The sequence below is a fragment of the Pseudomonas libanensis genome, from assembly GCF_001439685.1.
Taxonomy (GTDB): Bacteria; Pseudomonadota; Gammaproteobacteria; order Pseudomonadales; family Pseudomonadaceae; genus Aquipseudomonas; species Aquipseudomonas libanensis.
Genome location: NZ_JYLH01000002.1, coordinates 376,645 through 394,191, shown reverse-complemented (window position 1 = coordinate 394,191; position 17,547 = coordinate 376,645). Strand labels below are relative to the sequence as shown.

The window sequence follows — 17,547 nt, the reverse complement described above, 5'->3', positions numbered from 1 at the left end:
TTGTCATAGGGACAACTCTGGTCTTTACTGTGATCGAGTCTTAGTGCAGTCACCTATAAAACCGACAAGAGGCGATGCGATGAGCAATTCCACCAAAGCCCGTAAACCTGACAGTACCGTGGATGCCTGGGCGATTTTATTCCTGATCATCCTGGTGGTTGGGACCGCTGTGTTCTGGGTCAGCCACCAATAACAGGCAATGCTGATTGAGCCTCGATTGACTGTCGATTTGCCACTATCATGGCGGTCATCGTTCAGGGCTCGAAAACCATGTTGAAGGTTGTGATTACGTGCATGTTGTTGCTGGGTTCGACGTATGGGGCCATGGCCCATGCCGCGTCGGTGGTATTTCTCAACCCTGGCATGTCGACGGAAACCTTCTGGGTCAGTTATGCGCAATTCATGCAGGCCGCCGCCAAGGACCTCGGCCTGGATTTGCGTGTGCGCTATTCCGAGCGCGACAACCCTACGACCCTGGCTCAGGCACGGGAGGCGCTGCAGGGCAGCCAGCGCCCTGATTACCTGGTGCTGGTGAATGAGCAATATGTCGCCCCGCAAATCCTGCGCATGGCCGAAGGCAGCGGGGTCAAGCTGCTGATTGTGCATAACGCGCTGACCCCCGACCAGGTGCAACTGCTGGATGTGCGCAAGCAAACCCGGGTGATCGGCAGCCTGGTGGCCGACGACGAACATGCCGGCTACCTGATGCTGACCGACTTACTGCGCCAGCACGGGCCGGTTTCCCCAGGGGCATACCTTGACCTGCTGGCGTTTTCCGGCACCAAGACCACCCCGGCTGCCTTGCTGCGTGAACAAGGCTTGCGCCGCGCCCTGGCCGAGCATCCCGAGGTGCGCCTGCGCCAGTTGGTCTACGGGGAATGGAGCCGTCAACGCGCTTTGGAGCAAGCCACGCAGATGTTCAAACGCTACCCGCAAACAGCGTTGGTGTGGTCAGCCAACGATGAAATGGCCCTGGGTGCCATGCAGGCTCTACAAAACGAAGGGCGTGTGCCGGGCAAGGACATGTTGTTCAGCGCGGTCAACAGCTCGCCCGAAATCCTGCAGGCGCGTATGAATGGGCGATTGACCACCTTGGTCGCGGGCCATTTCACCTTGGGCGGCTGGGCAATGGTGCTGATCCATGACGATGCCAAGGGGGTCGATATCGGTACTTATGGCGGCCGCGACCGCCAGCAAGCATTATTCCAGCTCATCGATACCCCCTTGGCGCAACGGCTGTCAGGGCCGCTCGCGGCGGTGGATTTTCGTGCGTTGTCGGCCGTGGGCAAGCCCGAGGCCTACCTTTACCCCTTCAGTCTGCAACTGCTGCTGCGCTAAACCCCGGCCAAGTGCAGCACCAGTTTGACGATGCCGAACAACGTCAAGGCAAACACCGCCGTAAACACGATGCCCAAAATTACAAAGTGGCTGGGCTTGCCGTGGGTAAAGTCGCGGGCGCGGTTTTTGCCGCTCTGCACGCCGAAGGCCGCCGCCATCACGCTGTGCAGCATCTGCCAGAAGGTCGGCGGTTTGTTATTGCTGGGATCGTCCATACAGCCCTCGTCAGCAAGGTGGTCGTACAGAGCATAGACAATCTGGCGATCACAACACTTCCAGCCCCAGGAACAGCTCCTGGTCCAGCGGCGCCCTGATCTCGGCCTTCTCCAGGTTGACCACGGCGCGGTTGTCGGCGCGAGCCTGTTCGATCAATTCCCGGCGGGTGAACCGGCGCTCGGCGATGGTTTTCAGATGACCAAAGGCAGGCTGGGAAGCCGGTGTATCGGCGGCCGGGTAGTGGAAGTGGGCGTACCACAACACGTTGTCTTCGCCCTGTTTGCCGGCCTTTATTTTGTTTTTGTCGCGGATTGCATATTCGGTGAGAAAGTCGCCGCCCTTCAATTTGATGCGGCTGCGGACCAGATTGATATCGATAAAACCATGGCGCCACATATACGCGACATTGGTGGCTCTGGGGCGTTGCAGTTGATACCCCTCACTGCACATTTCGCGGGCTTGCTGCATGGCGGCCTGCGCCTGATCCAGATAGGAATCATGAAGGGCATTGGCCTGCACGTCGGCGCCGTGGTCGCGTTTGAGTTCCGCTGCCAGGGCTTCGAACTTTGCGGCATGCTGGCTGAGCATCACATCCCATTCATGGGGATCGAGGCCTTCGCGGCGGCCGGGTTCCTGAAGCTTGCGCTGCTGGAAGCGAATGCTGGCATCGATACCTGCCCGCTCGTCACTGACGATTTGCGCATGCGCTTTGATTGTCCTTAATGTGCGGGCTGCCGGCACGGCGGGCTGCTGGGCCGGCGGCGCTTGCTCGACGACGTTCCAGAAATCTTCACTGGCATGTTCAAGATAAGTGGCGACGGTCTGCCCGGTGAACGGGTCCTTGATGTCGATGAAATTGCCTTCGACACCTGGCTCGCTCGGGCGTACGTCGCCCACCAGGGTGTCGCGGTTGCGGGTCCTGATGACCCTGCGGGTAGCGGGTTTCTGCCGGGATGCGGGGGCGGGCGCAGGGGAAAACCCTTCTTCAGCGAGGATCAACTGGGACAGTTGTGCTTCCAGGCTTGAGCGTGCCTCACTCAGGTTTTCCATGAAGGGAACGCGGTATTGCTCGCGTATGAAGCCTGAGCCCATTTCGGTCAACGAGTTGACGGCGTTCTCCAGGCGCTCATACCGCGTCAGCACATTCTTGAGTACGTCGATCTGTTCCGCCGTTGAGTAACCGCGGGTTGTGCGCATTTCCGTATGCGCACGCACGCTGAGGGTGGTTTGCGAGTCGGTGAGATCAATGACAAATGGATACTCTGCCGGCAGACGCGAGTCATGCGTGCGATCAACTACCAGATCCATCAGCAGTAGCAGCAGGTGCTGTTTGATGACAACTGACGCCATGGGTTTGACTTCGCCGGGCGTTTGTTCCAACAGATACTCGCGCAGTTTCGGCTCGGCGTGCTCCAGCAGCTTTTCCATCTGCACTGTCGGCTCAATCAGGTGTTGCAGCGTTTCGATCTGTTGGCGTCTGGCGCTGATGAATTGCTCATAGGCGTTCGTATTGTGTTCGGGCAGCTCTCGATTCATTCGATTGCCCAGCTCATCGTCATTTTCACCGAACGGGGTTTCAAGTGTGTCTGAAAACTTCTGACTCAAGGATTCATGCATCGATAGCCAGTTGACGTAAATTATTGTGGTCGCGTCATTCCGGGCTTTTGTGTGCTCGGAAGTGCTCCTGTCGGCTTGGATCAGCTCCTCGGCCTTGGCTCGGATATTTTGCATCGCCGTAATCACCTGCCGTGCGTTTTGTTGGAAGGTGTCGACAGCAATGTTCCACTGCACTCTGTAGCTGGCCGTCGAGCGCTGCCGTTGCGCGTGGCGCTCAATGATTCTAGGGCGCAGTGCCGCAAGCAAACCGGGGTTGTCGAGCATGAGCCAGTCGGCCCGCAGGTTTTTTTTGTGCTCGTCCAAGGCTTTACGCGCATTTTCCATCGTCACCTCAAGCGCACCGGTGCGCTCCGCGAATGGCTTCGCTTGCAGGTTGAGAGCGTTCAATTGCGCCTTCAGTTGACTTACGCGCTCGGCGTGCTGTTGCCGCCACTCATTAAGCCTGCCCCGACGCATGCCGCCCTCCAGCCTGGCATGGCGATCCAGCCGCCAATGCCCCTGGCTGTCGCCGATCAACTTGAAGCCTGGATGCTCCGGATGCTGTGGATGTACCAGATAAACCTCACCGAACCCCGGCACCACACTGACCTGGAACAGCAGCCCGCCCACGCTGGCGTGCCAGGTCCCGTCAATGCGGAAGAGCCCTTTGAAGGTGCCAGTTTGTTCCGCGGTGGGTAGCGGCTCGGGCCAAGGCACATGCACATCGAGTAACGCCCTGAGCAGCTTGGCGCCGGCTTGCGGGCTGGCCAGGGAGTGGCTGAAGTCCAGGGCTGTGTGGCCTGCCGCCGGGGGCTCGCCGGGCAACGCCACCGCCCCCTGGCGGACCACGGGTGCGTCTTGGTGATGTGGTACACCCGCTCTGCGGCGCCAGGACGCCAGAGTGTTGTGCTCGTCAGTCGGCTTCGGCCGACGGGGTGAGGATGCGGCGTGCAATAGAACCATCGCGGTATTAAGCAGCAGGTCGATCAACGCCAGCTCACGGGTGGTTGGATCATCACTGTCCAGGCCGGCCAAATCTTGCTCAACACTGCTGACCAACACCAGCAACCAGCCCGCCAACATGGCCGGCCCTCGCGCCAGTGGCAGCAGCAACGTATTGAACAGCAGCCAGGCACCTTCCATCAGAATCGCCCAGCGACTTTCGTGGTTGGACACCGATTCGCGGTCCGCCAGGTCGACCATCGCCCGCGCGGTGCTGCCAAACAAGTGGTTGAGCAGTTGGCCGTTGATTTGCGACTGAAGCCATTCCCCGGCACCTTCATCGACGGCCAGCGTGGCTGGCGCCGGTTTCTCGGCAATGCTGAACTCATCCCCAGGCAGAAAGCGAATCAGGTGCGGTTCCTGGATGCCGCCGTGGTCGTAGATGGGCCGGGCCTTGTCGCTCAACCAGGTCAACACGCTGTCTTGCACCGCGCCGGGCTGGGCGATGGCTGCCAGCAGCGCCTGGCGTGTCGGGTATTCGAGCAGGGCTGGCGCATATAACGGTCGGTACAGCAGGTGCGGGCCCACGCTCGTGTCACGCGCCTCGATAATGAAGACGTTGTTGACCTCGTCGGGCGTGGCTCCGGTTTTACGGCACAGGGCCAGGGGGCGCAGGACAATTTCCTGGTCGTCGACGATTCTGTCCGCGGGCATTTCCCCCATCAGTGCCTTTACATAGAGATAGCCCTTGAGGGTCACGCCGTGTTGCCGGCGGATCTTGTACTCCAGCGCCTGCATCGGCAGGTGCACCTTGAGTTCTCGGGTGAACAATTGCTCCCTGGGCCGCGCATCGACGCTGTCGGACAACAGCAAATCCTTGATGTTTTGCGGGTAGCGGGCGCCAATGTCGACGCGCTGGATCAGCCCTGTGCTGCCCAACAGGTAGTTCTCGTTCATCCAATCTGGCAACGGCGCGCCACTTTTCAACGACAGCTTGAGCGTGCCTTTGGGTTTGCCGGCCAGATTGCGGATGGCCAGATCCGTCAGCGACATGCGCACATGTTCAATGATGCCGGAACCTCCCGGGTACCCGGCGGCTACAGCAAAGTCCAGCAGCACATCATCGGGGTCCAAGGCCCCATGGTCGGCCTGCATTTGCGTGCGCAGCAGGGTGCGGCTGAAGCGCTGGATGTCTTCAATGCCTTCATTGAACGAGCGGCCCTGGCTTTGTCGCAGCACTTGCGCCATATCCTGCAAGTGGCGGTGGTAGGCAAAGCGGTCAGTCGGGTCAGCTTGCATGAGCCATTCAGGCAGTTGCTCGCTGATGGTACGCAAACTCGCCGGGACGGTCGCTGGTTCGGGGACGAAATACACCGCGGGATCGGTGAGTTGTTCCAGGCGTAGCCCCAGGCTTCGTTCGTCTTGACCTTGAAATCTGAAGGCGGTGAGGTCTTCGAGTTGCTGGTTGAGGATCAGCCCGGCCTGCTGTTCGAACACGTTGTTCTCCGGCTCGTTACGCCGCCAGGTAAGGCTGTCGAACTGGAATTGCTCCTGCATTCTGGCGCCCCAGGCCTGGCTGAGCGCATCGATTGACTCAAAAGCCTCGATCACGCCGGCCACGCTGTACAGCAACACCTGTTTATCGCGCACCAGCAACATGTCCGGGGTCAGCAAGCGAACCTCATTGCCGGCTTTGAATAGCGTGCTTTCAATGAAATAAACATGCGTCGGCGGCGAGGGATGGGGCAGACGCTCGGCCAATGTCGGCCAAGTCGCGACGGCCGTCAGCATATCCCGTTGGGTCTCGCTCAAGCTTGTCCGACCGGCCGCCGCAGCGGTCATCTGGCCGTTGAGCAGCGCGCCCAGCCATTGCCAGCGACTGCTGCCGTGGTTGTCCTGCTGGCTCCAGTAATCAGCCAGGTCGTGCTGCCAATGCAGATAGAGCGAGGATGGCAATTGATCGATAATCTGCGCGATCACCTGCATGTCGATCAGCGGTAGGGTATCGGGCTTGAGGATGGTGGGTATTTGTTGCGACAGGTAGAAGGGCAGTTCGCGCTTTGAATGCAGGTCAAGCAACTGTGGGTTCAGGACGTGTGCGATAGCGACTTCCATCAAACCCTTGTAGGTGTAATGGCCGGAGGGATGCGGGCTGGCCAGCTTGACCGTGAGCAGGTCCAGGTTGAGCGATGGGTAACGCTCAAGGATGCGCCCGCGCAGTGCATTGAACACCACTGAAAACAGGCGCGGGCGGGTGGCGAAACGTTCTTGTACGGCCTGGGCGGGCCGTTGGCTCAGAGCCGTGGTTGGCAGGGGAGCGGGGGCGGACATAATTATTTCCTTTTCGCGTGTGCAGCCGGTTATTGGCTTCCGGCTCAGCTGACCGGTAATCGGTCTGCGATAGGAAATCCAATAGCGCGGCTACCGGTGCGTTATGGGGATACTGCCCGCCACGATCGACGCCGTGGTCCGCTGTCATTCCATTTCAAAGGAGTGACACCATGCTGGACTCATCCCCTCTCCCCAGAGGCGAGCTGAAGCTCGAGGCTACCCAGAGTATTCACGGCGACTTTCTTGAAAAGGCGGTGCCGCAATGGTTGGTCGATGCAACGCCTGCTCGCCGCTCGGCACTTAAAGCCGTCCCCCCGGCTTTGCCGCAGTGGTACAAAGACGCCACGCCTGCACAACGCAACACCCTCAACGCAAGTGTCAAGGCTAGCGCTGTCGCCCAGGTCCAACTGGACAAAACCATGGCGACGTTCAAGAACATCGATGCATTTGCCAAGCCTTTGCTGCTCGAGGCGTTGAAAGATCAGTACCAGGTGGAAGTCGATGTGGAAAAGACCTGCCTATGTCTGCGTCGGCCACTGGAGATCAGTATCGCGCAAGTGGAGCTGGGCTCGTTCGAACTCCTGAAACTGTCGATGTTGCAGGCGGCCCTGCATAATTTCGAAGCGTGGGAATGCAAGCCGGGTGCTTACCACAAGAGCTCAGGGTTTGTGCTGGAGACGGCCACACCTGGCACCTATGAGCCTGTCATCCTGGGCTTGTCGGTCAGCCAGTTCACGACCTTGTGCCGCAGCCTTGATATCGGCGCGCAGTATCAGACCTACCTGAAGGCGTTCTTTGCACCGGTCGACAGCAGTCCCGCCCCTGCGCTACGTCAGCACTTTATTGCCAGCCAGAAGGCAACCATGAAGGCTGCCGCCGACCACGCGGTGCTGACCGGGGATATCGAACCTGCGGATCACGCCATGATTGTGTCGATGGTCAATGGCACGCTCTATCTCACAATCGGTAATAAGCGGGTCTGGCCCTACGACATGAGCCTGATGGGCAAAAGGCTGGTCGGCTGCATCTATTTTGTCATCGGCGACAGGTACGCCGAAGAGTTGATTCTCTATATCCCCCATGACCCGGCTCACCCACTCAAGCGCTACAGCAGCAGACAGCAAATGTGTGACACGTTAAAACGCCTGTTCACCGCACGTGAGGGCATGACGGCTGTCGATCCGACGCCGACGGCCTATCAGAAGTTTTTCAGCCAGTTCATGCCCTATGATCAACAACCCTACTATTTCAGCCAGTTCACGCAGAAGTCTGCGGATTCTCCGAGTGGCCCGTTGACTTCACCTTGGCGCACGTTCGTGGAGTTCGCACTCGGATTGTCGCCAATCACAAGTATCAAAGAGCTGCCGCCTGAAAAGCCGGCGAAGATGGAGCCGGTAAGTGACCCTTACATTGCGCCTGGTAACTTGATGCCCTACCGCGGTACAGGCACCTTTTCCGGGCTGCTCGACATTTGGCCCTTTCAGTACGAAAAGCATCGTGACAAGGTTCTGGCCGACGCCCGTGCCCATGCAGTGCCTACTGCCGACGTCGATGCCAAGGCGCGGGAGACCAAGCTGGCGCACTTGATGGAAATCGGCATGCTGGCACTCAATCTGGTCTCTATGTTTGTGCCCGGGTTGGGCGAAATCATGATGACAGTCATGGTCGAGCAACTGTTATCTGAAACGCTTGAAGGTTCGATCGAGTGGGCCGAAGGCAATAAACGCGCGGCCAAGGCGCACCTGGTCGACGTGGCGGAAAATCTGGCGCAGATCGCGGTGATGGCCGGCGTTGGCGTGGCTGTCGGCAAGTTCCGCGCCGTCAAGCCTGAGCCGGTGATTGAGAGCCTGAGCCCCGTGACCCTGCCCAATGGTGAGACCCGCCTTTGGAAGCCGGACCTGAGCGCCTATGAAAGCAGCATTTCGCTGGATGCCGGCCCAGCCCCTGATGCCTTGGGGCAACACCTGATTGACGGCAAAAGCTATATCCGACAAGACGGCAAGGTCTACGAGCATTATTTCGATGAATCGATCGCTAAGTGGCGTATCAAGCATCCTACCGATGCCGGCGCTTATCAGCCGATACTTGAGAGCAATGGGCTGGGCGCCTGGCGCCATACCCTGGAGCGCCCGCTGGAGTGGGATCGCCTGACCCTGTTGAGGCGCATGGGCCATGTCACCGAAGAGTTTTCCGACACTGAGCTGATCAAGGTGGCGGATGTCAGCGGCGTCAGCGACAACGCCTTGCGCAAAATGCACATGGACCACGCGGCGCCGCTCCCGGAACTGGCCGATGCCATGCGTATGTTCAAGGCCGACTCTGCGGCGGGGGAGGTGCTCGAACAGCTGCAAGGCCACCAGCCGATTGATGAGCGCTACCTGTTTGCGCTGCCGCTGGTGGCTGAGATGCCGCGCTGGCCGCGCGGGAAGGTATTGGAAGTATTCAAGGGGCAGTCATTGACGGGTGAGTCAGTGAAGTATGGCTCCGAGCGCGTGCGTCCCGGCGCGCCCTCCAAGCCCACGGTCAAGGTAAGCCGGCGTGATGTCTTGAGTGGTGAGTTGGCTGCGCGCATTCTGGCCTCGCTGGATGAGTCTGAAGTGACGCGTTTGCTGGGGTCGGAACCCGCGCGGGTGCGTGAGTCCAGGCCACAGGAATTCAACAAGCAGATCGCCGAGTACGCGATGACGCGAAAACCGGCGATTTTTGACAGTATTTACACGGGCACCGAGCCTGTGGATGCGCGCATCCGCCAGTTGCAACGCACCTGTCCGGGCCTGAGTGAAGCGGCGGCGCAAGACGTGCTGGCCCATGCTCGTGCCCAGGAGCTCAAGCAGATGGAGCAAACCCGCCGCGTGCCACTGAGCATGCTGGAAGAGGCGCGTTGGTATGCACGCCAAGGCCGTCAGGTACGGGCGTACGCCGGTTTGCGTAGCGACGCCATCGCCTCGGCGGACAGTCGTCGGCTGGCGTTGCACACTCTCGAGCAACTGCCGGGATGGCCGGATACCTTGCGCCTGGAAGTACGCGAGGGCAGCCCGAGCGGTGCGCTGCTTGACAGCATTGGTGGCGACAGCGCGCCGGATAAAAAGTACCTGGTCAAAAGTGGCCCACGCTACCAGGCGTTCAATGAGCGGGGGGAGGCACTCAACAGCGTGCCCAGGGACGGGGACAATTACTACGCATCGCTTATGCATGCCTTGCCCGATCAAGCCCGCCAACGCCTGGGCGTGCCGAATGTCAGCCAGAGCGCTGACTTGCGCGGCAAAATCATCCGCCACGCGGACCGCTATCGCGAACAGGCTGCACGCATACTCGAGCCGCAAGCCAAAGGGTTCAAGCCGCCGGCGCGGGTCAACGGCAAGCTGGTGGGGTATTACGCCAGTGGTCGTGGGCAAGGCTTGGATCTGAGCCTGAACGGACGTGTGCGAGATCTCTACCCAGACTTGACCGATGAGCAAGCCAGTCACTTTGTACGGCAGTTGCGCCAGGGCGGCAGAAACGACAAGCAGATATTCAACTTGCTGCAAAATCGAGAGCGTGAATATCGGGATTTGGAACGGGCACTCGATCAGTGGGTGGGGCCGCGTACGGCGCCCAACCCATTCACCGCCAGCCCCTCCCACAGCCTCAGGGCATACGCGGTGCAAACACTCAAGGACAGTTGGCGCAGTTCGCCGCTGGCGGGAGAGGTGACCGACGCAGCCAAGCTACGCATCGTTGTCGATGCGCCCTTGCCGGCGCTGGCGGCTGACTTTTCCCATATCAGGGAGTTGTCGGTAGAAGGGATCGGTATCAATGACGCCAATGCAGACGGTTTTCTCGCGCAGTTCCCTAATGTCGAAAAGCTGTACCTGGGCGACAGTGTTCACATGAGGGCGATAACCCTCGACGCACCGTTGCTCACCAGCGTGCCCCAGGCAGTAAAAACGATGACGGCGCTTAAAAGTTTGAAGTTCGAAGCGAGTAATGTGGTGTCGTGGGCACAATTTTCTTCAGGGCTCAGTGAACTGACGGCGCTTGAAGAGCTTCACCTCATCTCTAACAGCTATAACCCCACCGCGTTTCAGGAGGCGGATTTATCCGCGTTGACACGGCTGAAATCTCTAACGATTGATGCCCCCCAAGCCTTGTTACAGTGGCCCGCTTACGTTCAAAAGCTCACGCAGCTGGAGCGCCTCGATCTGGCCAACACCGGCATCAGCGCGCTGCCTGACGCGCTCTATACCGGGCACGAAAAAATCTGGGCCGGCTTGTCGCTGAACTGGGCAAGGTTTTCCCGGGAGCACTTCAAACCGGCTTATGACTACGTCAGCGCCTACTCGGGGCCGATGGGGCATTTGGCTGACCTGAACCAAATGGTCACGCAGTACAGTCAAGGCGAGTTGGGCTCTCTGTTTGGCGGTAACGCCGAGAGAGGGGCATTGCACCAAAAAATCATGGCAACCTGGCACACCCCCGAAACAAGGTTTGCGGCTGTCGAGGCACTCAGCGAAGAGTACCGCAGGCTGTTCGGGCAATTTGCCTCTGTAATGCCGGGCGGCGTCAGGTTCAGGTTGCGTCTGCCCGAATGGCAACTCGGCCAAAACGCTCTGGTCATCAATGCCCTTGAAAACAGCTGGCGCGGGGCGGTTGCCCAACGCTATGGCCTGCCCGCGCAAGTATCGGTGTTTGACTTACCGGGGCTTGTAGACAGCATGGGCGCGCGCAATGCAAAAACCGTTACGCTTCCACAACTGCCAGCTGGGTCGTTTTCCCATGTAACGACCTTGCGGTTGGGTTGGGTCGGTGAAACCATCGAGCAGACTCGCGGATTCATTCGAGCGTTCAGCGCCACCCAAAGCCTCGAAATCAGTGGCCATGGGTTGACCGAAGTACCGGTTGGCTCTGCTGATCTACCAGCCTTGACCCGGCTCGACCTTTCCCACAACCGCATTGTGATGACGCCTGCCGTTCAAACGCAGCTCAATGGCTTGACTGGCGTTGAATACCTGAATCTGCGGGCTAACCCGCTCGAACAGCTTGATATCAGCGCCTTGACTCAGCTCAAGGCCCTGGATCTCCAGGGGAGCACCTTAAAGGCCTGGCCAACGGGGGCTGAGGGTTTGACGCAGTTGTCCTGGCTCGATTTACGTCACAACGCAATACCGACACTGCCGCAGCAAGCCCTGGCCGAGGATGAGCTGCTGCTCAAGCTCAACCTGACGGGAAACCGCTTCAGTCCCGCGGGCGAGAAAAACCTGAAAGCCGCACACGAGCGTATCGAGCGTGCCAGGGGGCTGCCTGAGGGAGCATTGGCCAGGTTTGCCGCTGAGACAGTTCCGGCTCAATTTCCACCGGAGGAGACTGGCGCCTCCATCGCGCGTTACCTGTTGCCGATGCCGGCGCCGGCGATCGCGTTGGAAGGCGCCGCAGGGTTTGCCCCACGCTTGCAACAGTTGAATTCGGCCATGCCCCATGAGCAGGCTCTGGCGAGAATCGAGCAGTTACGTGGCGACGGTATGGACGATCTCCAGATAGACGCGCAACTGAGCCAGTGGCACCAAGCCAGTGAATCGCTGACGCGGCAGTTGAACGGATGGTTGTATATCCGTGAATTCAATACAGCCAGTCCGACTATCGGGGTATCGGCGGAGTCTCGTTGGTCGGCGGCGCACAATATCCGTGAGTGCTGGCAGGACGGGGTGGCGGGTGGCACGAATCCGCAACTGAGCCTGCAGGGTGCGCAGACGGGCGATCTGCCCGAGCTGGCGGTGCAGTTGCCCCATGTTCGTACCCTGGACCTGACTGGCGTGCGGCTCACGGCCCAAGGCTCCAATGCCTTTTTCAACGCCTTCACGCAACTGACCAGGCTGATACTCGGCGGCAATGAACTGACGGCGCTGCCTGAAGCTGTTGAGCACATGGGTCAGTTGGAGCGGCTGGAACTGACGGCCAACAGCTTCTCTGATGCCGGCCCTTTATACCGCCAGTTGGGTGGCGAACACCTGCGTTGGCTGGATCTGAGCCATAACAGCCTGGAAGAATTCAACACCGAGGCGTTCAGCCGGCTTGAGACGCTGAACCTTGCCTACAACAACATGGAAGTTTGGCCTTTCGGCGTGTTGGAGTCTGCGCATTTGCGCTCGCTGGACCTCAGTGGCAACGGCCTCAGGAACCTTCCGGACCGGTTGTTGGGCGGCAGCCATGACGGGTTGGTTGCGGGCACAGACCTGTCCGATAACCATCAGTTGCCCCTCAACGCCCTGCATCAGCTCAGGGACTACAGCGAAGCCCATGCAGATGGGGGCGTGATGGGCGTGTCACGAGCGGAAATCGACCGCAGGATTGCCGCGCTTGAAAGTGATTCGGACGCAGATAGCGGTTCTGGAGGTGATTCCGACTCCGATGGTGATTCCGACGACGATCTGGGCGGCGGCTACCAGCCCCTGGAGATCATTCTTGATGCGCAAGGTGAGACGGGAGAAGAAGCACTGGCGTCCTGGCTGATGAACACGCCGCAGGCCCTGGCTGCGTCCAGGCGGCAAATGTGGTTGCAACTGACCCAGGAGCCCGGCCATGGGCCGTTCTTTCATCTGCTTTCGCAACTGCGCGATACCCATGAGTACCGCTTCACCCGCGCCGACCTCACGCGACGGGTATGGAATGTGATCGAGGCCGCCACCGAGAGTGCGCAACAGCGTGAACCGTTGTTCGTGGCCTCGCAAACCCATGACACCTGTATCGACGGACGCACCCTCACGTTCAGCGCAATGGAAGTGCTGGTGTTCGAGGAACAGGTGTTGCGAGACATCCCGACGCATGACCTGAGGCTCAAGGGGCAGCGTCTGCTGAACCTGTCCCGGCAATTGTTCCGGTTGGATCGGGTCGATACATTGGCCGAAGCCAACGCCCGAAATATGGACCGGGCTGAGGTGCGTCTGCAGTATCGAATTGGTATGACCCGAGGTTGGCCCGATGGGTTGGAGCTGCCGGGGCAACCCTCGCATATGGCGTTTGCGACGCCCATCAGCGGGCAGACATTGATCGAGGCGCGCGCCGGGGTGCTCGCGGCAGAGGCGTCCGACGCGTTTTATGAAAGCCTGATCGCGCGTGACTATTGGCTCAGCTACCTGCGTCAGCGCTACCCCGAAGCGTTCGATGCGCTTGAGCAAAATGCTGTCAGTCGCCAGGACGCGCTGGAGGAAGAACACAGTGCCCGGCAGCCGGGCACCGAGAGTCAGGAGCGCTATGAGGAGGCGCTGATCATGCTGGAAATCGAGCTGGGTAGCGCGCGAGCGCAGAAGCTGCTTGAACTGTCGCGCCAGGAGGTGCAGCAACTGTCGGCAGAGCTGACGCCAACATCGCCGCAACCCGGCCCGTCGCGGCGCATGTAGAGCCTTACGGGCCAGAGGCCTAGTTGTCGTAACCCAGGTTGGGCGCCAGCCAACGCTCGGTCACGGCCAGGTCCTGGCCTTTGCGCGCGGTGTAGCTGGCGACCTGGTCCTTGTCGACCTTGCCCACGGCAAAGTACTGCGCCTGCGGGTGGGCGAAGTACCAGCCGCTGACCGCCGCCGCCGGGAACATCGCGTAGTGCTCGGTCAAGAACACACCGCTGCGCCCGGCCTGCATCTCGCGGGCCTCGGGGTCGAGCAGTTGGAACAGCTGGGCTTTCTCGGTGTGATCCGGGCACGCCGGGTAACCGGGGGCAGGGCGGATGCCGCTGTATTGCTCCTTGATCAAGGCCTCGTTATCCAATTGCTCGTCCTTGGCATAACCCCAATAGTTTTTACGCACCTGCTGGTGCAGCCACTCCGCGCAAGCTTCGGCCAGGCGGTCGGCCAGGGCCTTGACCATGATCGAGTTGTAGTCGTCGCCCGCATCCTGGTAAGCCTTGGCCACTTCTTCGGCGCCGATGCCAGCGGTGGTGATGAAGCCACCGATGTAGTCGGTCACGCCGCTGTCCTTGGGCGCGACGAAGTCGGCCAGGGAGAAGTTCGGCTTGCCATCGGTCTTGATGATCTGCTGGCGCAGGTGATGCAGCCGGGCAATCGGCTGGCCATCTTCGCCGTAGACTTCCAGGTCATCGTCCTGCACCTGGTTGGTCGGCCAGAAGCCGAACACGGCACGGGCGCTGATGAGTTTTTCGTCGATCAGCTTCCTGAGCATTTCCTGGGCATCGGCATACAGCGCGGTAGCCGCTTCACCCACCACTTCGTCGGTGAGGATGCGCGGAAACTTGCCGGCCAGGTCCCAGGAGATGAAGAACGGTGTCCAGTCGATGTACTCAGCCAGGACATTGAGGTCGATATTGTCCAGCACCTTGGCGCCGGTAAAGGTCGGCACTACCGGGATGTAGCTGCTCCAGTCGAACTGCGGCTTCTTGGCAATGGCCGCCGGGTAGCTCAGGCGCTCGGTGCGCGCGCTGCGGTTGGAGGTGCGTTCACGCACATCAATGTATTCCAGGCGGGTTTTCTCGACGAAACCGGCCTTCAGTTCCTTGGACAGCAACTGCGTGGCCACGCCCACGGCGCGGGAGGCGTCGGTGACGTAGATCACCGCGTCATTGCTGTACTTGGGCTCGATTTTCACCGCCGTGTGCGCCTTGGAGGTGGTTGCGCCGCCGATCATCAGCGGCAGGTGGAAGTCCTGGCGCTGCATCTCGCGGGCCACGTGGACCATTTCGTCCAGGGACGGCGTGATCAGGCCGGACAAACCAATGATGTCGCACTTCTGCTCCTTGGCCACCTGCAGGATCTTCTCTGCCGGCACCATCACGCCCAGGTCGACAATGTCATAGCCGTTGCAACCGAGCACCACGCCGACAATGTTCTTGCCGATGTCATGCACGTCGCCCTTGACCGTGGCCATCAGGATCTTGCCCTTGGCTTCCGGTTTGTCGCCTTTTTCCAGTTCGATGAACGGGATCAAATGGGCCACGGCCTGCTTCATCACCCGGGCGGATTTGACCACCTGGGGCAGGAACATTTTGCCGGCGCCGAACAGGTCGCCGACGATGTTCATACCGGACATCAGCGGGCCCTCGATCACTTCGATCGGGCGCGCGAACGACAGCCGGGATTCCTCGGTGTCCTCAACGATATGCGTGGTGATGCCTTTGACCAGCGCATGCTCCAGGCGCTTGTTCACCGGCCAGCCGCGCCATTCCTCGGTCTCGGCTTCCTTGACGCTGCCGTCGCCTTTGTATTTGTCGGCGATGGCGAGCAGGGCGTCGGTGCCTTCCGGCGTGCGGTTGAGCACCACGTCTTCCACCGCGTCACGCAGCTCGGCCGGGATCTGGTCGTAGATCTCCAGTTGGCCGGCGTTGACGATGCCCATGGTCAGGCCGCTGCGGATCGCATACAGCAGGAACACCGAGTGGATCGCCTCGCGCACCGGGTTGTTGCCACGGAACGAGAACGACACGTTGGACACGCCACCGGAGGTCAGCGCATACGGTAGCTCATCACGGATATAGGCACAGGCGTTGATGAAATCGACGGCGTAGTTGTTGTGCTCTTCGATACCCGTGGCGACGGCGAAGATGTTCGGGTCGAAGATGATGTCTTCCGGCGGGAAGCCGACTTCATTGACCAGGATATCGTAGGAACGCTTGCAGATTTCTTTCTTGCGCGCTTCGGTGTCGGCCTGGCCGGCCTCGTCAAAAGCCATCACCACCACGGCGGCGCCGTAGCGCTTGCACAGCTTGGCATGGTGAATGAACTGCTCCACGCCTTCCTTCATGCTGATGGAGTTGACGATGCCCTTGCCCTGGATGCACTTGAGGCCGGCCTCGATCACTTCCCACTTAGAGGAGTCGATCATGATCGGCACCCGGGAGATGTCGGGCTCGCCAGCAATCAGATTGAGGAAGGTCACCATGGCCTTCTTCGAATCGAGCATGCCCTCGTCCATGTTGATGTCGATCACCTGGGCGCCGGCTTCCACCTGCTGCAGGGCGACTTCCAAGGCTTCGGTGTAGTTGTCTTCACGGATCAGCCGGGCGAACTTGGCTGAACCTGTGATGTTGGTGCGCTCGCCGACGTTGACGAACAACGAACTGCGGTCGATGGTGAACGGCTCCAGGCCCGACAGACGGCAGGCCTTGGGAATATCCGGGATCGGGCGCGGCGCATAACCGGCCACGGCCTTGGCGATGGCTTCGATATGGCCCGGGGTGGTGCCGCAGCAACCGCCGACGATATTGAGGAAGCCACTCTGGGCGAATTCTTCGATGACCTTGGCGGTTTGCGCCGGCAGTTCGTCGTACTCGCCGAATTCGTTGGGCAGCCCGGCGTTGGGGTGCGCGGATACATGAGTATTGGCTTTGTTCGACAGCTCTTCCAGGTAGGGGCGCAACTCGCTGGCGCCGAGGGCGCAGTTCAAGCCCACGGAGATCGGCTTGGCGTGGGCCACGGAGTTCCAGAACGCTTCGGTGGTCTGGCCCGACAGGGTACGGCCGGAAGCATCGGTGATGGTGCCGGAAATCATGATCGGCAACTCGATGCCCAGTGCTTCGAACACGCCTTGCACGGCGAAGATCGCGGCCTTGGCGTTGAGGGTGTCGAAGATGGTCTCGATCAGGATCAGGTCGGCGCCACCCTCGATCAGGCCCTTAGTGGCCTCGGTGTAGTTTTCCACCAGTTCATCGAAGGTCACGTTGCGGTAGCCGGGGTTGTTCACGTCCGGCGACAGCGAGCAGGTGCGGCTGGTCGGGCCAAGCACGCCGGCGACGAAGCGCGGCTTGGCCGGGTTTTCGTGGGTCTTGGCGTCGGCCACTTTACGCGCCAGGCGTGCGCCTTCCACGTTCAGTTCATAGGCAAGTTCTTCCATGCCGTAGTCGGCCATGGAGATGCGCGTGGCGTTGAAGGTGTTGGTCTCGAGGATGTCAGCGCCGGCGTCCAGGTAAGCCTTCTCGATCCCACCGATGACGTCGGGGCGAGTGAGCACCAGCAGGTCGTTGTTGCCCTTGACGTCGCTTGGCCAGTCGGCGAAGCGTTTGCCACGGTAGTCCTGCTCCTCGAGCTTATAGCTCTGGATCATCGTGCCCATGCCGCCATCGAGGATCAGGATACGTTCCTTGAGAGCTTGGTGAAGGGCTTGCAGGCGAGCGCTACGATCGGGCATGGGACTACTCTGGTCAGGCAT

At 60.2% G+C, this 17,547-nt stretch carries 5 protein-coding genes; 2 read left to right on the top strand and 3 right to left on the bottom strand.

The features are described 5' to 3' along the window. The first annotated feature begins 270 nt into the window (after window positions 1-270). On the top strand, window positions 271-1,338 hold the full coding sequence (locus TU73_RS04335; RefSeq protein WP_057011324.1) for an ABC transporter substrate-binding protein: 1,068 nt from the start codon (window positions 271-273) through the stop codon (window positions 1,336-1,338). Here TU73_RS04335 and TU73_RS04330 read toward each other — a convergent pair. Together TU73_RS04330 and TU73_RS04325 are read right to left on the bottom strand one after the other, a co-directional pair. Further along, window positions 1,335-1,553 (bottom strand): DUF2970 domain-containing protein, encoded by a 219-nt coding sequence (locus TU73_RS04330; protein WP_057011145.1) that lies wholly within the window; start codon window positions 1,551-1,553, stop codon window positions 1,335-1,337. The genes TU73_RS04335 and TU73_RS04330 overlap by 4 nt on opposite strands. 49 nt (window positions 1,554-1,602) lie before the next feature. After that, on the bottom strand, window positions 1,603-6,423 hold the full coding sequence (locus TU73_RS04325) for a dermonecrotic toxin domain-containing protein (RefSeq protein ID WP_057011144.1): 4,821 nt from the start codon (window positions 6,421-6,423) through the stop codon (window positions 1,603-1,605). 170 nt (window positions 6,424-6,593) lie between these two features. Between TU73_RS04325 and TU73_RS04320 the strand changes: the two genes are divergently transcribed. Next, window positions 6,594-13,796 (top strand): NEL-type E3 ubiquitin ligase domain-containing protein, encoded by a 7,203-nt coding sequence (locus TU73_RS04320; RefSeq protein WP_057011143.1) that lies wholly within the window; start codon window positions 6,594-6,596, stop codon window positions 13,794-13,796. A gap of 19 nt (window positions 13,797-13,815) precedes the next feature. On the opposite strand, the gene metH is transcribed toward TU73_RS04320, so the two are convergent. Continuing rightward, on the bottom strand, window positions 13,816-17,526 hold the full coding sequence (gene metH / locus TU73_RS04315; protein WP_057011142.1) for a methionine synthase: 3,711 nt from the start codon (window positions 17,524-17,526) through the stop codon (window positions 13,816-13,818). Between the last annotated feature and the right edge of the window lie 21 nt (window positions 17,527-17,547).

What these genes read in the sequence shown, in the direction of transcription:
- TU73_RS04335 (WP_057011324.1), top strand. Translation starts at nt 271, where the DNA reads ATGTTGAAGGTTGTGATTACGTGCATGTTGTTGCTGGGTTCGACGTAT.
- TU73_RS04330 (WP_057011145.1), bottom strand. Translation starts at nt 1,553, where the DNA reads ATGGACGATCCCAGCAATAACAAACCGCCGACCTTCTGGCAGATGCTG.
- TU73_RS04325 (WP_057011144.1), bottom strand. Translation starts at nt 6,423, where the DNA reads ATGTCCGCCCCCGCTCCCCTGCCAACCACGGCTCTGAGCCAACGGCCC.
- TU73_RS04320 (WP_057011143.1), top strand. Translation starts at nt 6,594, where the DNA reads ATGCTGGACTCATCCCCTCTCCCCAGAGGCGAGCTGAAGCTCGAGGCT.
- metH (WP_057011142.1), bottom strand. Translation starts at nt 17,526, where the DNA reads ATGCCCGATCGTAGCGCTCGCCTGCAAGCCCTTCACCAAGCTCTCAAG.